The organism is Nocardia araoensis NBRC 100135, assembly GCF_000308435.1.
Lineage (GTDB): Bacteria > Actinomycetota > Actinomycetes > Mycobacteriales > Mycobacteriaceae > Nocardia > Nocardia araoensis.
On the sequence record NZ_BAFR01000032.1, the window covers coordinates 11,975 to 30,954 of the forward strand.

Below are 18,980 nucleotides of genomic sequence, written 5' to 3' on the forward strand. Positions count from 1 at the left end.
GGCGCGCGGCCACCGGGCACCGCGGCCGAATCGGTTTGCTCGCGGCGGCTTTTCGCTGATACCGCGTGATGTGTAGGAGCTGTTGGATGTCGAGAAAACCTGGCTGGCTTCGGAAGTTCCACAAGCCCGCCGCGGAAACGCTGCCGCCGCTGGTGCTGTTTCCCCACGCAGGCAGTGGCGCCTCCACCTATCGCACGATGTCCAAACGGCTCAGTGCGGATTTCGACGTCGTCCTCGTGCAATATCCGGGGCGTCAGGACCGGGCCGCCGAACCGATGGCGAGCGGCCTCGCCGAACTCGCGGCCGGCGCGCTTGCCGAATTCCTCGAATCGCCCTATCACCGCGGTATTCCGATCACGGTATTCGGTCACAGCGTCGGGGCGATGGTGGCTTTCGAGTTCGTCCGGCAGGCCGAGGCCGCCGGTGTGCCGGTGGCGCTGCTGGGCGCCTCCAGCGCCGTGGCGCCGGCACTGGTGGCCGACAGCGAGCCGCTGCCCACCGAGGACGAGGCCCTGCTCGACCGGCTCATCGCTCTGAACGGCACCGGCGCGGACGTTTTGGCCGATCGCGACATCATCCGGATGACGCTGCCCGTCCTGAAGGCCGACTATCGGGCGTTCGACGCCTACACGTGCGATCCGGACGTGCGGGTCGGCGCGCGGATCGAGGCGCTCGGCGGCGCCGACGACGACTTCGTCACCGTCGCCGACCTGCGTCCCTGGTCGGCGCACAGCACTCGGGGCGGTTCGGTCACGCTGTTCGACGGCGGCCACTTCTATTTGTACGACCACATCGACGGCGTCGCGGAATTGCTTTCCGCCGCAGCCGCTGAGGCCGGACAGTCCGCTCTTTCAAGTTAGGTTCACCATGTCAGGATCGGCTTCGGGGGACGAAGACCATATCGTCATCGTCGGAATCGGGGTCGAGGCCCCCGGCGGAATAAACAGTCCACAGGAATTCTGGACGGCGCTCGCCGAATCCAGGGAACTCATCGGCCCATTGCCCCGCGACCGGGAATGGCCGATCGAGCAGTTGCTCACCCTCGGCCGCACCGAGGGCTGGAGCGATGTGCGCGACGCCGGCGGATTTCTGTCCGGGGCCACCGAATTCGATGCCGCCTTCTTCGGGATAACGCCGCGGGAAGCCGTCGCGATGGATCCGCAGCAGCGGGTGGGAATGCGCGTGGCGTGGCGGGCGGTCGAGGACGCCGGGATGAATCCCGGTGCCGTCGACGGCGCCGAGGCGGGGTGCTGGATGGGTGTCACGCCGTTGGAGTACGGCCCGCGCATGGCGAGCGTCAGTGAGCACAGTGGTTACCGGATGACCGGCACCACCCTTGGCGCGGTGTCCGGCCGGATCTCGCACAGCCTGGGGCTGATCGGGCCTTCGATCAGTGTGGACACCTCTTGTGCGGCGGGTTTGACCGCCCTGCATCAGGCCGCGGCGGCGATTCGCGCGGGCGAGTGCGACTGGGCCCTCGCGGGTGGCGTGTGCGTGATGGGCTCACCCGGGATGTTCGTCGAGTTCGCGAAGAACAACGCGCTGTCGACCGACGGCCACTGCCGCGCGTACGCCGCGGGCACCACCGGGACTCTGTGGGGAGAGGCCGCGGGAGTGGTCGTGCTGGAACGGGAGTCGCGGGCGCGACGGCTCGGCCATCGCGTCTACGCCCGGCTGCTCGGCTCGCGGGTCAACCACAACGGCAAGGGCGCTCCGCTGGCCGTACCCAGCGCCGACGCGCAGGAACGGCTGATTCGCGCCACGCTCACCGCGGCCCGCGTCGACCCGGAGCAGATCGGACTGGTCGAGGGGCACGGCACCGGTACCTCGGTGGGCGATCCCATCGAACTGACCGGGCTGATCCGCGTATACGGCGCACCGGAGCGTGCGCCAGGGGCGCTGCTGGGATCGGTCAAGTCGAACATCGGTCACACGCAGGCGGCGGCGGGCATGCTCGGCTTGATCAAGCTGCTGCTGTGCGGCGCGCACGGTCATGTCGTGCCGAGTCTCTGGGCGGAGAACCCGACCGACGCGGTCGACTGGGAGGCCACCAGTCTGCGCCTGGCCACGAAATTCGCACCGTGGGAGCCGGTCGACGGCGTCCGCTACGGCGCGGTGTCGGCATTCGGAGTCGCGGGGACCAACGCGCACGCGGTCCTCGGGATGACCGTCCTGGAGGAGGACAGCGATGTCTGAGTATCGGCTTCCGGACGGCACCGTTCCCGTCCTGCTCTCCTCGGACACCGCCGAAGGCCTGCGCGCCGAGGCCGCGGCGATACTGGCCTACTCGGATGCCCATCCCCGGGTGAGCCCGGACCGACTGGCGACACAGCTTTTCCGCACCAGGATCGTCCGCCGGTACCGCGCGCTGGCCATGGTCTCCACGCGCGACGAGTTGCCGGACGCGTTGCGTTCGGTCGTGGCGGGTCGCGCGCATCCCGCGGTCGTGACGTCCGACGGCGACGTCGCGGCACGCCGCGTCGGCTTCGTCTTCCCGGGACAGGGCAGCCAGCGCGCGGGCATGGGCAAGCCGTACTACGACTTCTCCCCGGCCTACCGGGCCGCCGTCGACGAGTGCGCGGCGATGCACGAGGAACAGTACGGCCATGCGCGGCCGGTGCACTATCTGCTCGGCGCGGGCGCGGACTACAGCGAGACGCTGTGGGAGGTCCAGCCCGCCAGAATGTTCCACCTGATCGGCTTGGCTGCCATGTGGCAAGCGGCGGGCGTGCGTCCCACCGCCACCATCGGGCACAGCCAAGGCGAGTTGGCCGCCTGCGTGGTCGCCGGGGCGTTGCCGCTGCGCGATGCGGTATCGATCGTCACGCAACGGGCCCGGCTTCTGGAACGGGACCTGTCGGACGGCTACGCGGTGGCCGTGCTCGGCGCGGGCCGCGATGAGTGCGAGGCGCTGCTGGCCCGCAATTCGGGCTGGGCGGAAGTTTCCCTCGTGAACTCGCCCGCCATGACGGGCGTCTCCGGAGACGAGGCCGCGATCGCGGAACTCGTGGCAACCGCCACCGCGAAAGGGCTGTTCGCCAAGCAGATCCAGATGTCGTTCCCCTCGCATACTTCCGCGATGACGCGGCTGCGCGACGAATTCCAGTCCATCCTGGGCGAATTGAGCGGCAAGACCTTCGCGATCGGCGAGATCGCCTGTTACGGCGGCACGCTCGGCGCGGCGATCAGCCCCGAGCTCACCCACCACGATTACTGGTACTGGAATCTGCGCAACCGAGTCCGCTTCGATCGCGCGGTGGTGGCGGCCACTCGAGACGTGGACACCTTCGTCGAGATCGCCGAGCACCCGACGTTGCAGCCCGCGCTGCGGGAGAATCTGTCCCAGCCCGCGGGGGACCGTGACTTCCGTATCGTGGGGACATCGCTGCGTACCGCCGACGGATTGGCCGAGTTCACCCGGAATCTCGCCGAGATCGCGGTGCACGATCTGCACTACGACTGGCAGGCGCTGCGCACGGAATCCGATGACCGGCCTCCGGCGCTGCCGCTGCGTGACTTTCCCGCCACGGTGATGAACCCCAAGAGGCTGTGGGCGCCCTATCAGTCCGGCACGGAGGCGCAGGCCCCGGTCGTCGTGCCGCCCGCACGGTTACGCGAGGAGTGGACCAGGCTGTCCCGGTTCGCGCTGACCCAGCCGCGAACCATGCTGCTCGCCGAGCACGACGGGCGCGCGGACGCGCTCGCGGCGGCGATGCGTGCGCGGGCCGCGCGTCACGGCGCGGCGGTCGCCGACGTCGCGGCCGAGGCCGACACCGTCGTGCTGTTGCTCCCGCCCACCGCGGCCACGGACGAGGAAGGCGCGGTAGCGGAACTCGCCGCATTCGCCGCGGCCGCCGACGATTTGGCCGCGATCGCCCCGGATGTCACGGAATGCTGGTTGGTGACGACCGGCGCGGAGACGGTGACCACGGGCGATGTCCCGTCCCTCGGCCATTCGGCGATCAGCGCCGCGTATCGCAGTCTCGGCCTCGATTCGCTCGGCATCGCCTTCCGGCACCTGGACTTGCCGCCGGAGGCCGCCACGCACGACCCGACGGCGCTGGCGGACAAGATCCTCGAAGCAGTCCATCTGCCGGACGAGCCGGAACTCGCGTTGCGCGACGGGAAGCTGTACGCCAAGCGTCTGGTCCACGCCGAGACCACGGGCGCCTCGGCGGCTCCGGATCTGCGCGAGGTGCTGATTCTCGGTGGCACCGGATACGTCGGCCTGGAATTCTGCGCGCAGCTCGCACGCGACGGCGCGCGGCGCATCACCCTGGTGAACCGCAGCGGCGAGACCAGCGCGCTCGCCGACCGGTTGCGCGTGATCCGCGCAGTCGGCTCCGCCGAAATCGACGTGGTGGCCTGCGACCTCACCGACGTGGCCGCGGTAGCCGAGTTGGCGCGGCGCTTCACCGAGCGCCCCGTGAGCGTGGTCGTGCACGCCGCGGTGCGGTACGCGTGGGCGCGATGGGAACCCGCGGCGGTGGCCGAGGCCGCCGCCGCGAAAGTGCTCGGTCTCGGCGAGGTGCTGCGCGCGGTACCGCAGACCGCCGACTGCGCGGTCCTGTTGTGCTCGTCGTTCGTGGCCACCCTCGGCGGGCGTGATCAAGCGCTGTACGCGGCCACGAATCGGCTACTCGACAGCCTCGCCGTGCGGCTGCGGGCGCAGGGCAAGGACTGCGTGTCGGTGCAATGGGGGCTGTGGGGGCTGCCCGGCGCCGAGCACGCCGACGTGGAGGCCAGAATCCTGGGCGCCGGTCTGCGACCCATGCCCGCCTCGTCCGCTATCGCCGCGGGATTCGCCGATCGAGCCTGCAACAGCATGGTGCTGTCCGCGGACTGGGCCCGCCTGCGGGAGACGGCCGAGATCGTCGGCCTGGCAAATGTCTTCGCGCCGCTGTGGGCGGCCGCGGAGCCCGTGGCCACGCCGCCGGAGCCGTCCGCGTCACCGCCGTCGGCCGTCGCCGAACCGGAAGCCGACGTCGCGGCGAGTTTCGCGCAGATCGTCCGGCGCGAAGTGGGGCAGGTGATGCTCCTCGACGGCTCCGAGCACATCGACGGCTCGGTCCCGCTGGTCGCGCTCGGCTTCGACTCGTTGCAGGCGGTCGACCTGCGCGCGCGGCTGAAGACGATGGTGCACCGCGAGCTGCCGGTAGCGGCCGTCCTTGGCGGCGCGTCCCTCGACGACGTCGTCGAGCTCATGTCCGAGAACCGAGGCTGAGGATGTCCGAGAACACAGGCTCAGGAGGCCGCTCGATGCCGGAGAACACGCAGGCGCCCATGCCGGAGATCGAGGACGTATTGGCGCTGAGTCCCTTGCAGGAGGGGCTGTTCTCGCTGGCCAGGCTGGCCGGTGCGGGCGATCTGTACGCGTTGCAGTTCGTCTACGAGATCGCCGGTCCCCTCGACGTGGCACGGCTGCGTCACAGCGTCGAAGCCATGCTGCGGCGGCACCCGAACCTGCGCGCGTCGTTCTGGGACCGCGATCTTCCACATCCGGTGCAGATCGTGCCCGCCGCGGCCGAATTGCCCTGGGCCGAGCGCGCGGTCGACCCCGCCGACCTCGACGCCGTCATCGCGGCCGAGACACGGGCGCCGTTCGACCTGGCCCGCGGCCCGTTGCTGCGGGTGCTGCTGCTGGAGTTGCCGGACGGTACGCGGCGTCTGGTCCTCACCGCCCACCACATCCTGCTGGACGGCTGGTCGCTCGGCGTGTTCTTCCGCGAACTGTTCGCCCTGTACCAGGTGGGCGGCACGCTCGAGGCGCTGCCCGCCCCCCGGCCCTACCGGGATTACATCGGCTGGTTGTCCGCCCGCGACAGCGATGCCGCGCTGCGCTCCTGGCGCGAATACCTCGGTGACATCAATCCGCTGATCCTCGCCGACCGTGGTGATTCGGCGGTCAACACGATCGTGCCCAGCATCGACACGCTGACCCTGGACGCGACCGACACCGACCGGTTGACGGCGTGGGCGCGGTCGAACGGCCTGACGATGAATACCGTCGTGCAGTACGCCTGGGCCGTCGTCCTCGCCAGGCTGACCGACCGGCGCGACGTGGTCTTCGGCACCACCGTCTCGGGCAGGCCGGACGAGCTGTCCGGCGTCGAGACCATGATCGGGTTGTTCATCAACACCGTTCCCGTCCGGATGGAGGTCGGCGCCGAGGACGTGGTGCGGGACTGCAGGCGAATGCAACGCGAGTCGGCTCCGATGCGTGATCTCGCCTACGTCAGCCTGTCGGCGATCCAGCGGGCGGCGGGCTCCGGCACGTTGTTCGACACCCTGTTCGTGTTCGAGAACGCGCCGATGTCCGACATCCTGCGGCCCATCGACATGGCCGACGGCGTCCGGGTGCGACCGATGACGTCGGAGAGCTTGACGCACTATCCGCTCGCGGTGACCTCCTTCCTGTACGAGGGACAGTTGGTGGTGACGGTCGAGTCGGTGCGGGCGGCGCTGCGCAGCCTGTCCGGCCCCGACATCGGGGCGCGGCTGCTCTCGGTGCTGCGGCAACTGCCGACGATCGGCGAGCGCGGTCCCGACGCGCTGGAGGTCCTGCTGCCGGGCGAGAGCGCGCTGCCACCGGCCGAAGTCGCCGCCGACGTGCGCGGTGTCACCGTGTGGGAGCTGTTCGCCCGCCAAGTCGCTGCCACGCCGGACGCGCTCGCGCTCAGCACCGAACACGACCGGTACACCTACCGTGAACTCTTCGATGCCGCACGCCGATCGGCCGCCGGGCTCGTCGCCCACGGCGCAGGCCCGGAAGCAGTCGTCGCTTTGGCGTTGCCGCGTTCGGCGCGGTCGATCGTGGCGATTCTCGCCGTGCTCGCCACCGGTGCGGCCTATGTACCCGTCGATGTCACGCTGCCCGCCGCCCGCATCGAATCCATCGTGCGCCGGTCCCGTCCGCGCTCGATCCTGGTCGACGGCGCCGGTGTGCCCGCACTCGACGAAATCGCCGATTGCCCGGAAATACTGCCGCTGGACGAGATCTCGGGCGGTATCCCGATGGCCGCGCCCGCGCCCTGGCACCCGGACCAGGCCGCTTACCTGATCTTCACCTCCGGCTCCACCGGCGAACCGAAAGGCGTCGTCGGCACGCACGCCGCGCTGGCCGCGTACTTCGCCGACCACCGCGACCGGGTGTACCGGCCCGCCGTGGCGCGGCTCGGGCGGCCGCTGCGGATCGCCCACGCCTGGTCGCTGAGCTTCGACGCTTCCTGGCAGCCGCTGATCGGTCTGCTCGACGGGCATGCCGTTCACCTGTTCGACGCCGAGGACATGCGCGACGCACGGCGCCTGGTCGACGGCATCGTCCGGCACGGACTGGACATGATCGACACGACCCCGTCGATGTTCACCCAGCTCGCGGCGGCCGGACTGCTCGACGCGGGCGCCACGCCGCTGTCCGTGCTCGCGCTCGGCGGCGAGGCCATCGGTGTGCCGCTGTGGAAGCGGTTGTGCGCCTTGCCCGCCACCGCCGTGCACAACTGCTACGGCCCCACCGAGACGACGGTGGAGGCGGTGGTCGCCGCGGTGACCGACGGCGATGCCGAACCGGCCATCGGGGCGCCGGTCACCGGGATGACCGGCTACGTCCTGGATTCCCGGCTGCGGCAGGCGCCGATCGGCGTCGTGGGCGAGCTGTACCTCGCAGGCGCTCAGGTCGCGCGCGGTTATGTCGGCATGCCGGGGATCACCGCGGGCCGATTCGTCGCCGACCCGCACCGAGCGGGCGAAAGGATGTATCGCACCGGCGATCTGGTGCGCCGCCTGCCGTCGGGCGATCTCGCCTACGTCGGCCGGGTCGATGACCAGGTGAAGATTCGCGGCTACCGGATCGAGATCGGCGACATCGAGACGGCTCTGCTCGCCCTGCCCGGCGTGCGAGCCGCCGCGGTGGTCGTGGTGCGCCGCGCCGGCGGTCCGGCCCTTGCGGCGTTCGCGGTGGGCGACGGTCTCGACGCGGTGGAGTTGCGCGCGGCGCTGACCGAGCGGCTGCCCGGTTACATGGTGCCGAACCGGATCATGGTCCTCGACCAGTTGCCCGTGACCGGCAACGGAAAACTCGACGGGAAACGGCTCGCGGCGCTCGCCGAGGACCGCGCCGCCGGTACGGCGGCGTCCGCGCGCACCGGCACCGAGCACCGCCTGTGCGCCGCCGTCGCCGAACTGTCCGGCGGTCCGGTTCCTGGCATCGATGACGACCTGGTCGGCCTGGGCATGGACAGCATCGTGGCTATCTCGCTGGTGAATCGGCTACGGCGCGACGGCCTCTCGATCAGTCCGAAGGTCGTCCTGAGCGCCGCCACGATCCGCGAACTCGCCGCGCGGATCGACGCGGAATCCGGGCGGGAACGCGCGTCGAGCTCCGAGGGCCACGGGCCGGTCGGCCCGACTCCGATCGTCTCGTGGATGCACGAGTACGGGGGCTACCGCAGGCTCACCCTCAGCAATCTGCTCGCGCTGCCCGACGGCATCGATCAGGACGGGCTGACGGCGGTGTTGCAGGCGTTGCTCGACGGACACGACATGCTGCGAGCCCGTTTCGTCACCACTTCGGAGGGATACGAGCTGCATACGCGGCCCGCGGGCAGCGTCCGCGCGCACGACATCCTTTCCCGCGTCGACGAAGGAGGCGATTTCCACGCGACGCTGGCGGAGCACGGCCGAGCGGTGACCGACGAGATCGATCCGTGCACCGGAGATCTGGTGCGCGCGGTGTGGTTCGTCAGATCCGGCGCCCCGGACGTGCTGCTGCTGACCATCCATCACCTGGCCGTCGACCCGGTCTCCTGGTACATCATCTCCGCCGACCTCGACGCGTATTGGGCCGAGGTCGCCGCGGGAGGCACACCCACCCCGGCGGTGGAGCACACCGGCTACCGGGAGTGGGCTCGGCTGCTGCGCGAACGCGCGGACACCGCGGCGGTCTCGGCTCAGCGCGACTACTGGACGCGCCAGGTCGCCGCACCGGACCCGGTGCTCGGCGCGCGGCTGCCCGACCCCACCTCCGACACCTGGGCTTCCTACCGCGTGCACCCCGTGCCCACCCCGGCCGCGACGAGTGCGGCGATCTTGGAAAGGCTGGGCGGCGGCGCGGCGGGAGTTCGCGAATTCCTGCTCGCCGCTCTGACGATGGCGCTGGCGAGCTGGCGCACCGAACGCGGTCAGGACCCCACGACCGGCGCGTATCTCGCCTTGGAAGGTCACGGCAGGGAGGACGCCGTCCTCGGCGCCGACGTCGACAGCGCGCACACGGTGGGCTGGTTCACCAGCATCGTGCCCGCCCGGCTCGGTGCGGGCGCCGCGAACGTGGATGTCGCCACCGCGCTGGCCGATCCGGCTCGCGCCGCCGCACTGCTCGACCACGTCACGACATACCTGGCCGAACAACCCAACGGCGGAGTGGACTTCGGCGTGCTGCGCTACCTCACGCGAACGCCCGAGTTGGCGGACGCGCCGCAACCGCAGGTGCTCTTCGACTACCTGGGCCGGTTCGACCTGGCCGGAGCGGGAAGGCCGTGGGCGCCGATCCCGGATCTGGCGTTGCACGAGTGCCTTCCGCTCGTGGCGGAGCCGGACTTCCCGCTGCGCTACGCGCTCGATGTCGTCTCGGCGGTGCGGACCACCGCCGAGGGGCCGCAGCTGGTCACCATGCTCCGCTGGAGCGAGGCGGTCTTCACCGCCGCGGATGCCGACCGGCTCGCGCAGCTGTGGCACGACGCGGTCGCGGCGCTCGGGCGCGCGATCTCCGCGGTGACCGTCGGCGCAGGCTGACCGCGCTCCGCGAACCACTCCGTCCATTCGAACTCCCAGCCTGAAGGACCCGACCATGTCAGACGAGATCCTCGAGCGGCGCAAGCGGCTGCTCCAGCAGCGACTGCGCGAACAGCAACTCGCGCCCGCGCCCGCACGACCCGAGCGCAGCAGGCGTGCGGGGGACCCGGCCCCGCTCTCGTCCGCGCAGCAGCGGATGTGGTTCGTGCAGACGGTCGCGCCGGAGGACACCACGCTCAACGTCTGCGTCGGCTACCGTCTCGACGGTCCACTGGACAGCGCCCGGCTGCGCGCCGCTTTCGACACCGTCGTCGCGCGGCACGAGATCCTGCGCACCACTTACCATGTGGGCGCGGACGGTGAGCCGTATCAGGTGGCGCACGCCGAGCTGGGGGTGGCGTGGCAGCAGCACGATCTCACCGACCTCCCCGAGGAAGGCCGGGGCAGGCGGCTCGAGGTGCTGGCGAGGCGGGAGTTCGCGCGTCCGTTCGATCTGACGTCCGAGTCGCCGCTGCGGGTGACGCTGGCGCGCACGGGCCCCGCCGAACACGTGCTCGTGCTGACCATTCACCACATCGGCTGGGACGACGATTCCTGGTCGGTCTTCTTCGCCGAGCTCAACGCCGCCTACCGCGGTGACGCGCGGGCACAGATCCGGGCGCAGTACGCCGATGTGGCCCTCACCGAGCGGCCCGCCGAAGACGACGCCGATCTGGCGTACTGGCGCGACCGGTTGACTCCGCTCCCGGAGCGACTCGAACTGCCGGGAACACTCGCCGGGGGCGCGGCCACGCGCAACGCGGACAAGTGCGTGCTGCCCTTGCCGCAGGAACTGCTCGACCGGGTCACCGAGGTCGCGCGCGAGCGCTCGGCGACCCCGTTCATGGTGCTGCTGGCGGCTTTCCAGGCGCTGGTGCAGCGGTACACGGCGGCGACGGACTTCCTCGTCGCGGTGCCGGTGACCGATCGCCGTGGCAGCGCCGCCGAGGCGCTGATCGGCTATTTCGGCAACACGCTGCTGTTGCGCGCGCGGATCGATCCGGCGCGCACCTTCGCCGAGCTGGTCGACGCGACGAGGGACGCCGCCCGCGACGCGTTCGCCCACCAAGGCGTCGGCGTCGAACGGGTCGTCCGCGAGGTGACCTCGGACCGGATCGCTGGCAGCGACGGACTGGCCCAGCTCGTGCAACTGAGCTTCAGTGTGCGCGGCGGGGCCAACGGCTTCGACCTCGCCGACGTCCGCTCCACCGAACTGCCGTGGGGGAGCGCGGTCGCCCAGGAGCCGCTGGGCTTGATGGTCGTGCTCGACGACGCGGGAGCGCGCGTGGAGGCCACCTACCTCGTCGACGAGCTGGACCGGTCGGTGGTGGCGCAGTTGCTGCGGCACTACCTGGAACTGCTCGGCGGCGCGGTGGGCGACCCACGGCAGCCGATCCGCGCGATCGATATGCTCGGCGCCGCCGACCGCGCGGGGATCATCGCGGCCTCGCACGGTCCGCTCGTCGACGCGCCCGCGACCACCCTGGTGGAGCTGGTGCAGCGGCAGGCGACGGCGACGCCCGACCGTGTCGCGGTGGTGTCCGATGATGCCGAACTGACCTACGGCGAGCTGAATCGGCGGGCGAATCGCCTGGCGCACTGGCTGATCGGGCGCGGCGTCGGCGCCGAACAACTCGTCGCGCTGCGCATGGCGAACTCCATCGAGTTCATCATCGCCAGCCTGGCGGTGCTCAAGTCGGGCGGCGCGTACCTGCCGATCGATCCGGCCTACCCGCCCGACCGCATCGACTATCTGCTGTCGGACGCGCGTCCGGCGTTGTCGTTGGACGCCGACGCGATCGCCGCGGCGATGGTCGAGGCGGCCGGCTCGCCGGACACCGATCCGACCGACGCCGACCGCAGGTCGCCGCTGCGGCCGTCGAACATCGCCTACGTCATCTACACCTCGGGCTCCACCGGACAGCCCAAAGGCGTGCCCGTCCCGCACGACGCGATCGCCGATCACCTGGTGAACTTCGCGGCCGACTGGGACGCGAGCATCCCGGAGCGGGTGTTGCAGGCCACTTCGGTGAGCTTCGACGCGTCGCTGGCCGACATCTTCCTGCCGCTGATCGCGGGCGCGAGCATCGTCGTCCCGAAACCGAACGCCTACCGCGACATTCCCTACGTCGCCGAGCTGATCGCCCGGCACGGGATCACCGTGCTGCACATGGTGCCCTCACTGCTGGCGACCTTCCTCCTGCTTCCGGAGGCCAACGACTGGCGGGCATTGCGGCACGTGCCGGTCGGCGGCGAGGCGCTGCCCGGCGAGATCGCCGACCGTTTCGCCGCGCAGTTCGACGCCGACCTGCGCAACCACTACGGACCCACCGAAGCGGTCGTCTGCTCCACGTCCATGCCGGTCGACGGACCGCAGGGCACCAGGATCGTGCCGATCGGATTCCCGAACCGCAACGTCTACGTCTATCTGCTCGACGACTCCCTGCGGCTGGTCCCGCCGGGCGTGATCGGCGAGATCTACCTCGGCGGCCGCCAGCTCGCCCGCGGCTACCTGGACCGGCCCGCCCTGACCGCGGAGCGGTTCGTCGCCGACCCATTCCTGCCCGGCGGCAGGTTGTACCGGACCGGCGACCTCGCCCGGCGCAGCGCCGACGGCGAGATCGAATTCATCGGCCGCGCCGACGAACAGGTGAAGGTGCGCGGGTTCCGCATCGAACTCGGTGAGGTGGAGGCGGCGGTGACCGATCACCCCGGCGTCGCGCAGTGCGTCGCCATCGTCACCGACCACGAGCGGCTCGGCCCGATCCTCGCCGCCTACGTGGTGCCCGCGCCGGGCAGCGAGGTCGATCTGCGGCAGGTGCGCGCGACGGTCGCGGCGACACTGCCCGAACACATGGTGCCCGCGGCGTTCGCGGTGATCGACGAGGTGCCGTTGAGCGCCCACGGCAAGCTCGATCGCCGCGCGCTGCCCGAACCGGTGCTGGCGCAGACCCGTGTCTATCGGGAACCCGAGTCGCCCACCGAGATCCGGCTCGCCGCGCTGTACGGCGAGCTGTTCGACACCGACCGCGTCGGCGCCGACGACTCGTTCTTCGAACTCGGCGGCCACTCGCTGCTCGCCGCCCGGCTGGTCGCCCTGGTCCGCGATGCCTTCGGGATCGACATCGATGTGCGCGCGCCGTTCGACACCCCGACGGTCGCCGGGTTGGCCGCGCATCTGGTCGCCCGGTACCACGATCGGTTCGGCGAGAATCTCGACGAGGTCGCGCCCACCGGCCCGCCGTCCGGGGACGACGCCGCGACGCTCACCAAACAGCCTCGCCCCGAACGTGTCCCGCTGTCGTACTCGCAGCGGGCGCTGTGGCTGCGACGCAAGCTGGAAGGGCCGTTCGGATGGGAGAACTTCCGGTTCGCCGTCCGTTTCGACGGCGAACTGGACATCCCGTCGCTCACCGAAGCGCTCGCCGACGTCATCGCCCGCCACGAGTCGTTGCGCACCAGCTTCCCCGAACACGAGGGCACGCCGTATCAGCGCGTGGCCCCGGCAGGACCGGTCGAGTTGCCCCGCACCGTACTGGAGGGCGCAGGTCTGGAAGAGGCGCTGGAGGCCGAGGCAGGCCACGTCTTCGACCTGGCCGGAGAGTCGCTGCTGCGTTTACGCCTGTTCGTGCTGGACGAGCGGACCCATGTGCTGTCGGTGCTGGCGCACCACATGATCACCGACCGGGAATCGTGCCGCGTCTTCCTCGAAGACCTCACCGATGCCTACCGGGCGCGAGTGCGCGGCACGGCCCCCTCCTGGCCGGAACCGACGCTGCATTTCGCCGACTTCGCGGTGTGGCAACGGAATACCTTCGATCACGCGCCCGGCCGCGACGACCTGAGCGAATACGGCAGGACGCAGCTGGACTACTGGCGTACGGCCTTGGCGGGACTGCCGGTGGAGATCGCGGTGGGCCACGACCGCCCGCGTCCCGCGCGGCTCGGCCACGCCGGTGTCGGCGCGACCCGCGTCGTCGCGGCCGAGACCTGGCGGGCGCTGCGAGCGCTGGCCGAGACCACCGGCGCGACCGAGTTCATGCTGTGCCAGGCGGCGGCCGCCGTGCTGGTGCACACCCTCGGCGGCGGTGACGACGTGCCGATCGGCGCGACGGTCGCCAACCGGCCCGGACGGTCGGTGGACCGGCTGATCGGGCTGTTCGCCGACATGATGGTGCTGCGCAACGATCTGTCGGGCAACCCGTCGCCGCGCACGGTGCTCGAGCGGGTGCGCGAGTCGGCGCTGCGCGCCCTCGCCCATCAGGACGTGCCGTTCGAGCGGATCGTGGAAACGCTCAATCCGCCCCGAGTGCTCGGCCGCAACCCACTGTTCCAGGTGATCATGCAATTCGGGCACACCGCGCCGACCGTAGGCTTCACCGGCGAAACCACCCTGACCCCGCTCACGCCCCGGTACGACGCCGCGTTCATGGACTTCCACCTGGACTTCCTGGTGCAACCCGGCGGCGAGTTGCTGACGCGGGTCGTGGTCAACTCCGAACTCTACGATCCGGCCTCCGGCGAGATCTTCGCCGACACACTGGTGCGGATCTTGACCGCGTTCGCCACGAATCCCGATACGGCGGTGCGGGAATCCGACCTCGCCCCGCCGGACTGGGATACCGCCCGCACCGTGGTGCGCCACGCGGCGACCGAGGTCGCGGCCGGTGCGGTCGAGGCGGGCCCGCCGCAGACCGAGACCGAGCGCGCCCTGGCGGCGCTGCTGGAGGAATTGCTGGAGATCACCGACGTGGACCGCACCGATGGATTCTTCGCGCTCGGCGGAGACAGCGTCATCGCGATCCAGTGGGCGGCGCGAGCCGGTGAGGCGGGTCTGGCGCTCACCCCGCAAATGATCTTCGAGTATTTCACGCTACACGAGTTGGCCGCGGCCGTCGACGCGGCCACCGCTCGGGCCGCGGACACGGCGGAGCAGGCGCCGGAGCAACATCGCTACGAACCGATGTCGGCGTCGGGTCTGTCCGGTGACGCGTTGGCCATGCTGCGCGAATCCTGGTCCGCGCAGCGCTGATCCGGGCGACCGGTCGCGGTCGCGCACCGCGACCGGTTCGCCGAGGTTGGAGTGGCGGGCTGCGGCGATTAGGGTCTGGTCCGATGGATTCGGTGCCTGCTTGGATCATTTTCCCGGTCATCGCGGCTATCGCGGCGATCACGGCCGGGCGGTGGTTCCTGGTCGCGGACACCATCACCGATCGCATGATCAACCGCGCGTGGGCGTGGAATCTGTGTGGTCTGGTGCTTTTCGTGGCCGCCGCGGCGGCGGGGTGGCCCGAACTCGGGCAGCGGCTGTTCCTGTGCTGTGGACTGATGACCACCGCCGTCGTGCTGCTGCTCGCACAACTGGCCGCGGGCGCCGACCCGGACGCCATGCCGCGCAGACAGCGGATCTACAGCGGCGTCGCCGCCATGAGTTCGATGGTGACGCTGCTGTTGTCGCCCTTCACCCGGAGCGTGCTGCACGTCGGTCTCGACGAGGTCGTGTGGACGCTGTCGGAGCTTCCCATGGTGGCCAGCGGATATCTGCTCGCGCAGGCGAGCTTTCGAGAGCTGCGCACCGCCGCGCGCACGACGAAGGAGAAACTGACCTACTCGGTGCTGCTCTTCCTCGCGGTGTACTGGGCGGTGGCGGCAGCGCTGACGGTGGCCCGCGCGGTCCAGGGTGTCCCGCCGAGCCATCCAGGGAACATACTGGCCGTTTCGTCGTTCCTCTGTGTATTGACCATCGCGACGCTCACGGCCATACCGCTTTTCACGGCGATCTCGGCGCGAGCGGGACTGGACCGAGCCAGCCGGCGCTGCCGCCGTCTGCGACCCCTGTGGTGCGACCTGACCGCCGCCGTCCCGGAAGTCGTCTTGAGCCAGGCCGACGGCTGGGACAACGGCGCGGCGTCCCGGCTCTACCGGATGACTGTGGAGATTCAGGACGCTCTGCTGCATCTGAAGCCGTACATGCCGTCCGCGGAGCAGGGACCGGAGACTGCCTCCGGTCCCGGTGTCGGTGACTACGCCCGTCAGATCGCCTGGGCGGTCCGGTCCCGGACTGCTGGGCTGAGTCCGGTCGCGCAGACGGGCCGGCTCGCCGCCGTGATGGGCGGTGCGCACGACCGTGCCAACGGCCTGCGGCAGTTACTGGAATTGGCGCGGGAATGGCCCAAAGCCTGCGCTGAGATAGGTTAGGCAAACCTATTTAGGGTCGGCTAAGCTTTGCCGCGGCAGTCTCGATCCGCCGGGTCCGGCGGCAGGCAAGGAGTGGCAGCGCGATGGAGTCGACACAGCGTCGGGCAGCGGAAACGGTGGAAATCGGCCGGGAGGAGATCCGGGCGGCGGTGGCCGGGCAACTGGGTCTCGCGGCCGCGGAGATCGCCGATCATGACGACCTCATCCAGTTGGGGCTCGACTCGATCCGCACCATGAAACTCGCGGGCGGCTGGCGCAAACGCGGCGCCGACATCAACTTCGCCCAGCTGGCCGCCGATCCCACGGTGGCCTCCTGGCACGGTTTGCTCGGCGCGGCCGCCGAGCCGACGGCCGACCCGGAGTCCGTCGAGCAGACGGCCGAGGCCGACGAGACGGCGCCGTTTCCCTTGGCCACCATGCAGCACGCGTACTGGATCGGCCGTTCCGACGAACAAGAACTCGGTGGCGTCGCGGCGCACCTGTACGTGGAATTCGACGGCGGCCGCATCGATCCCGAGCGGCTGGAGCGCGCGGTGGCCGACCTGGTCGCCACCCATCCCATGCTGCGCACCAGGTTCCTGCCCGACGGCACCCAGCAGACCGTGGCGGTCCCGGGCAAACCGGTGTTCAGCCTCGTCGATCTGCGCGATCGCTCGCCCGCGGCGGCCGAGGACGCGCTGATCGAACTGCGCGACCGCAAGACCCACCAGCGCCTCGCCATCGAAGACGGTCAGGCCATCGACGTCACGCTCACCCTGCGCGACGCGGAACGCAGCAGGCTGCACCTGGACGTGGACATGCTCGCGGGCGACGCCATGAGCTATCGGATTCTGATCGCCGATCTGGCCGAGCTGTATCAAGGGAAGGCCGTGCCGGTCCCCGGCTACACCTACCGTCGCCACCGCGTCGAGCACCGCGAGGACGGCGCGGCTCGCGAGCGTGCCCGGCAGTGGTGGCAGCAACGGCTGCCGGAGCTGCCGGGCGCCCCGGAACTGCCCACTGTTCCGATCAGTGAGCGCACCGACCCGAATCGCACCGTGCGCTACGACCACTGGCTCGCCCCCGAGGCGAAGCAGCGGTTGCTGGCCGCCGCGCACGAGCGCGGCATCACGCCGGCGATGGCGCTGGCCGCGGTGTTCGCCGAGACCATCGGCGGATGGTCCGGCCAGAGCCGATTCCTGCTGAACGTGCCGCTGTTCCACCGGGATCCGGTGCACCCGGACATCGATCGGGTGATCGGCGACTTCACCTCCTCCATCATGCTCGAGGTCGATGTCACCGAGAGCATGTCGGTCACCGATCGCGCTCGCGCGCTCCAGCGCACCATGCACGAAAGCGGCGCGCACTCGGCCTATTCCGGGCTCGAGGTATTGCGTGATCTGGGCAGGCAGCGCGGTGAGCCCGTGCTGGCCCCGGTTGTCTACACCAGCGCGCTGAACCTGGGCGAGCTGTTCGCCGACAAGGTCACCGAGACCTTCGGCGAGCCCGTGTGGATCATCTCGCAGGGGCCGCAAGTGCTGCTCGACGCGCAGGTCACCGAGGTACGCGGCGGCTTGCTGCTGAACTGGGACGTGCGCGCGTCGGCCTTCCCCGACGGCATGATCGACGCCATGTTCGCCTGGTACTGCGCGGCGATCGGGCGGCTCGGTGAGGGCTCGGCGGGGTGGAACGCGGAAGCCGCTGTGCGGCTGCCGCTGGCCCAGGCCGAGGTGCGCGCCGCGGTCAACGCCACCGACGGTCCGGTCAGCGGACGGTGTCTGCACCAGGGCTTCTTCGAGAACGCCGCGGCGAATCCCGACGCGCCCGCGGTGGTGTGGGGACTCGGCGACGAGCGAGGCGCATGGAGTTACGGGCAACTCGCCGCTCGCGCGCTGGCGGTGGCGGGGGCCTTGCGCGCCGAAGGCGTCGAACCCGGCGACGCGGTCGCCGTTCAGTTGCCCAAGGGCCCCGACCAGGTCTCGGCCGTGCTCGGCGTGCTCGCCGCCGGAGCGACCTATGTGCCCATCGGATTCGATCAACCGGCCGGACGCAGGGCGGAGATTCTCCGCACCGGCGGTGTCGACGCGGCGCTGACGGTCGAAGGCGCGGATTTGGGCGCACCGATCACATGCCTGTCCATCGACGCCGCCGCCGTGTATCCGGAGCCCCTCGCGGTCCCGGTCTATCCGGACACCGGCGACATCGCCTACGTGCTGTTCACCTCCGGATCGACCGGCGTGCCCAAGGGCGTCGAGATCCCGCACCGCGGCGCGATGAACACCATCGACGCGTTGAACGAGTGGTTCGGCGTGGGCAGCGACGATCGCGCGCTGGGGCTGTCCGCCCTGGAATTCGACCTCTCCGTCTACGACATCTTCGGTCTGTTGTCGGTGGGAGGCGCCGTCGTCGTGGTCGATCCGCAGCAGCGCGCCGACCCCTCCGCTTGGGTGGAACTGCTTCGCACGCACCGGGTTTCGATACTCAACTGCGTGCCGAGCATGCTGGACATGATCCTGGAGATCGGCGGCGATCAGCTGGGCGATTCGCTGCGCGCGGTCATCCTCGGCGGGGACTGGGTCGGCGCGGACCTGGCCCGCAGGTTGTCGGCCCAGGTGCCGGGTTGCCGATTCGCCGGGCTCGGCGGCGCGACCGAGACCTCCATCCACACCACCATCTGCGAGGTGAAGGGCGAGCCGCCCGCGCACTGGGCGACCGTGCCGTTCGGCGTCCCGTTGCGCAATGTCCGATGCCGCGTCGTCTCTCCCGCGGGCCGGGACTGCCCGGACTGGGTGCCCGGGGAGCTGTGGGTCGGCGGTGTCTGCGTCGCCGCGGGCTATCGCAACGACCCGGAGCGGACCGCGGAGCGTTTCGTCGAGCACGACGGCATCCGCTGGTACAGGACCGGTGATATGGCCAGGTACTGGCCCGACGGCACGATCGAATTCCTCGGCCGCGCCGACCATCAGGTCCAGATCCGC

General features: G+C 70.5%; 7 protein-coding genes. All 7 read left to right on the top strand.

Features of this window, described 5'->3' with window-relative positions; all coding sequences use genetic code 11:
* The first annotated feature begins 86 nt into the window (after positions 1-86).
* Entirely contained in the window at positions 87-860 is a 774-nt protein-coding gene (locus tag ON21_RS04070; RefSeq protein ID WP_039795490.1) for a thioesterase II family protein, read from the top strand.
* Positions 861-867: 7 nt separating this feature from the next.
* The gene (locus ON21_RS04075) at positions 868-2,196 is read left to right on the top strand and encodes a beta-ketoacyl [acyl carrier protein] synthase domain-containing protein (protein ID WP_039795491.1); all 1,329 of its coding nucleotides are present in this window, start codon (positions 868-870) and stop codon (positions 2,194-2,196) included.
* Positions 2,189-5,224 carry a nocobactin polyketide synthase NbtC gene (gene nbtC, locus ON21_RS04080; protein WP_051020317.1) on the top strand — a complete coding sequence of 1,012 codons (3,036 nt, stop codon included), beginning with the start codon at positions 2,189-2,191 and terminating at the stop codon, positions 5,222-5,224. Before ON21_RS04075 ends, nbtC begins: the two co-directional genes overlap by 8 nt.
* 35 nt (positions 5,225-5,259) lie before the next feature.
* Positions 5,260-9,786 (top strand): non-ribosomal peptide synthetase, encoded by a 4,527-nt coding sequence (locus tag ON21_RS04085; protein ID WP_039795493.1) that lies wholly within the window; start codon positions 5,260-5,262, stop codon positions 9,784-9,786.
* A gap of 55 nt (positions 9,787-9,841) precedes the next feature.
* Positions 9,842-14,857 carry a non-ribosomal peptide synthetase gene (locus ON21_RS04090; RefSeq protein ID WP_039795495.1) on the top strand — a complete coding sequence of 1,672 codons (5,016 nt, stop codon included), beginning with the start codon at positions 9,842-9,844 and terminating at the stop codon, positions 14,855-14,857.
* Positions 14,858-14,940: 83 nt separating this feature from the next.
* Positions 14,941-16,023 carry an MAB_1171c family putative transporter gene (locus ON21_RS04095; RefSeq protein ID WP_039795497.1) on the top strand — a complete coding sequence of 361 codons (1,083 nt, stop codon included), beginning with the start codon at positions 14,941-14,943 and terminating at the stop codon, positions 16,021-16,023.
* A gap of 83 nt (positions 16,024-16,106) precedes the next feature.
* Positions 16,107-18,980 (top strand): non-ribosomal peptide synthetase (locus tag ON21_RS04100; RefSeq protein ID WP_051020323.1); only part of this gene is annotated, 2,874 nt, incomplete at its 3' end.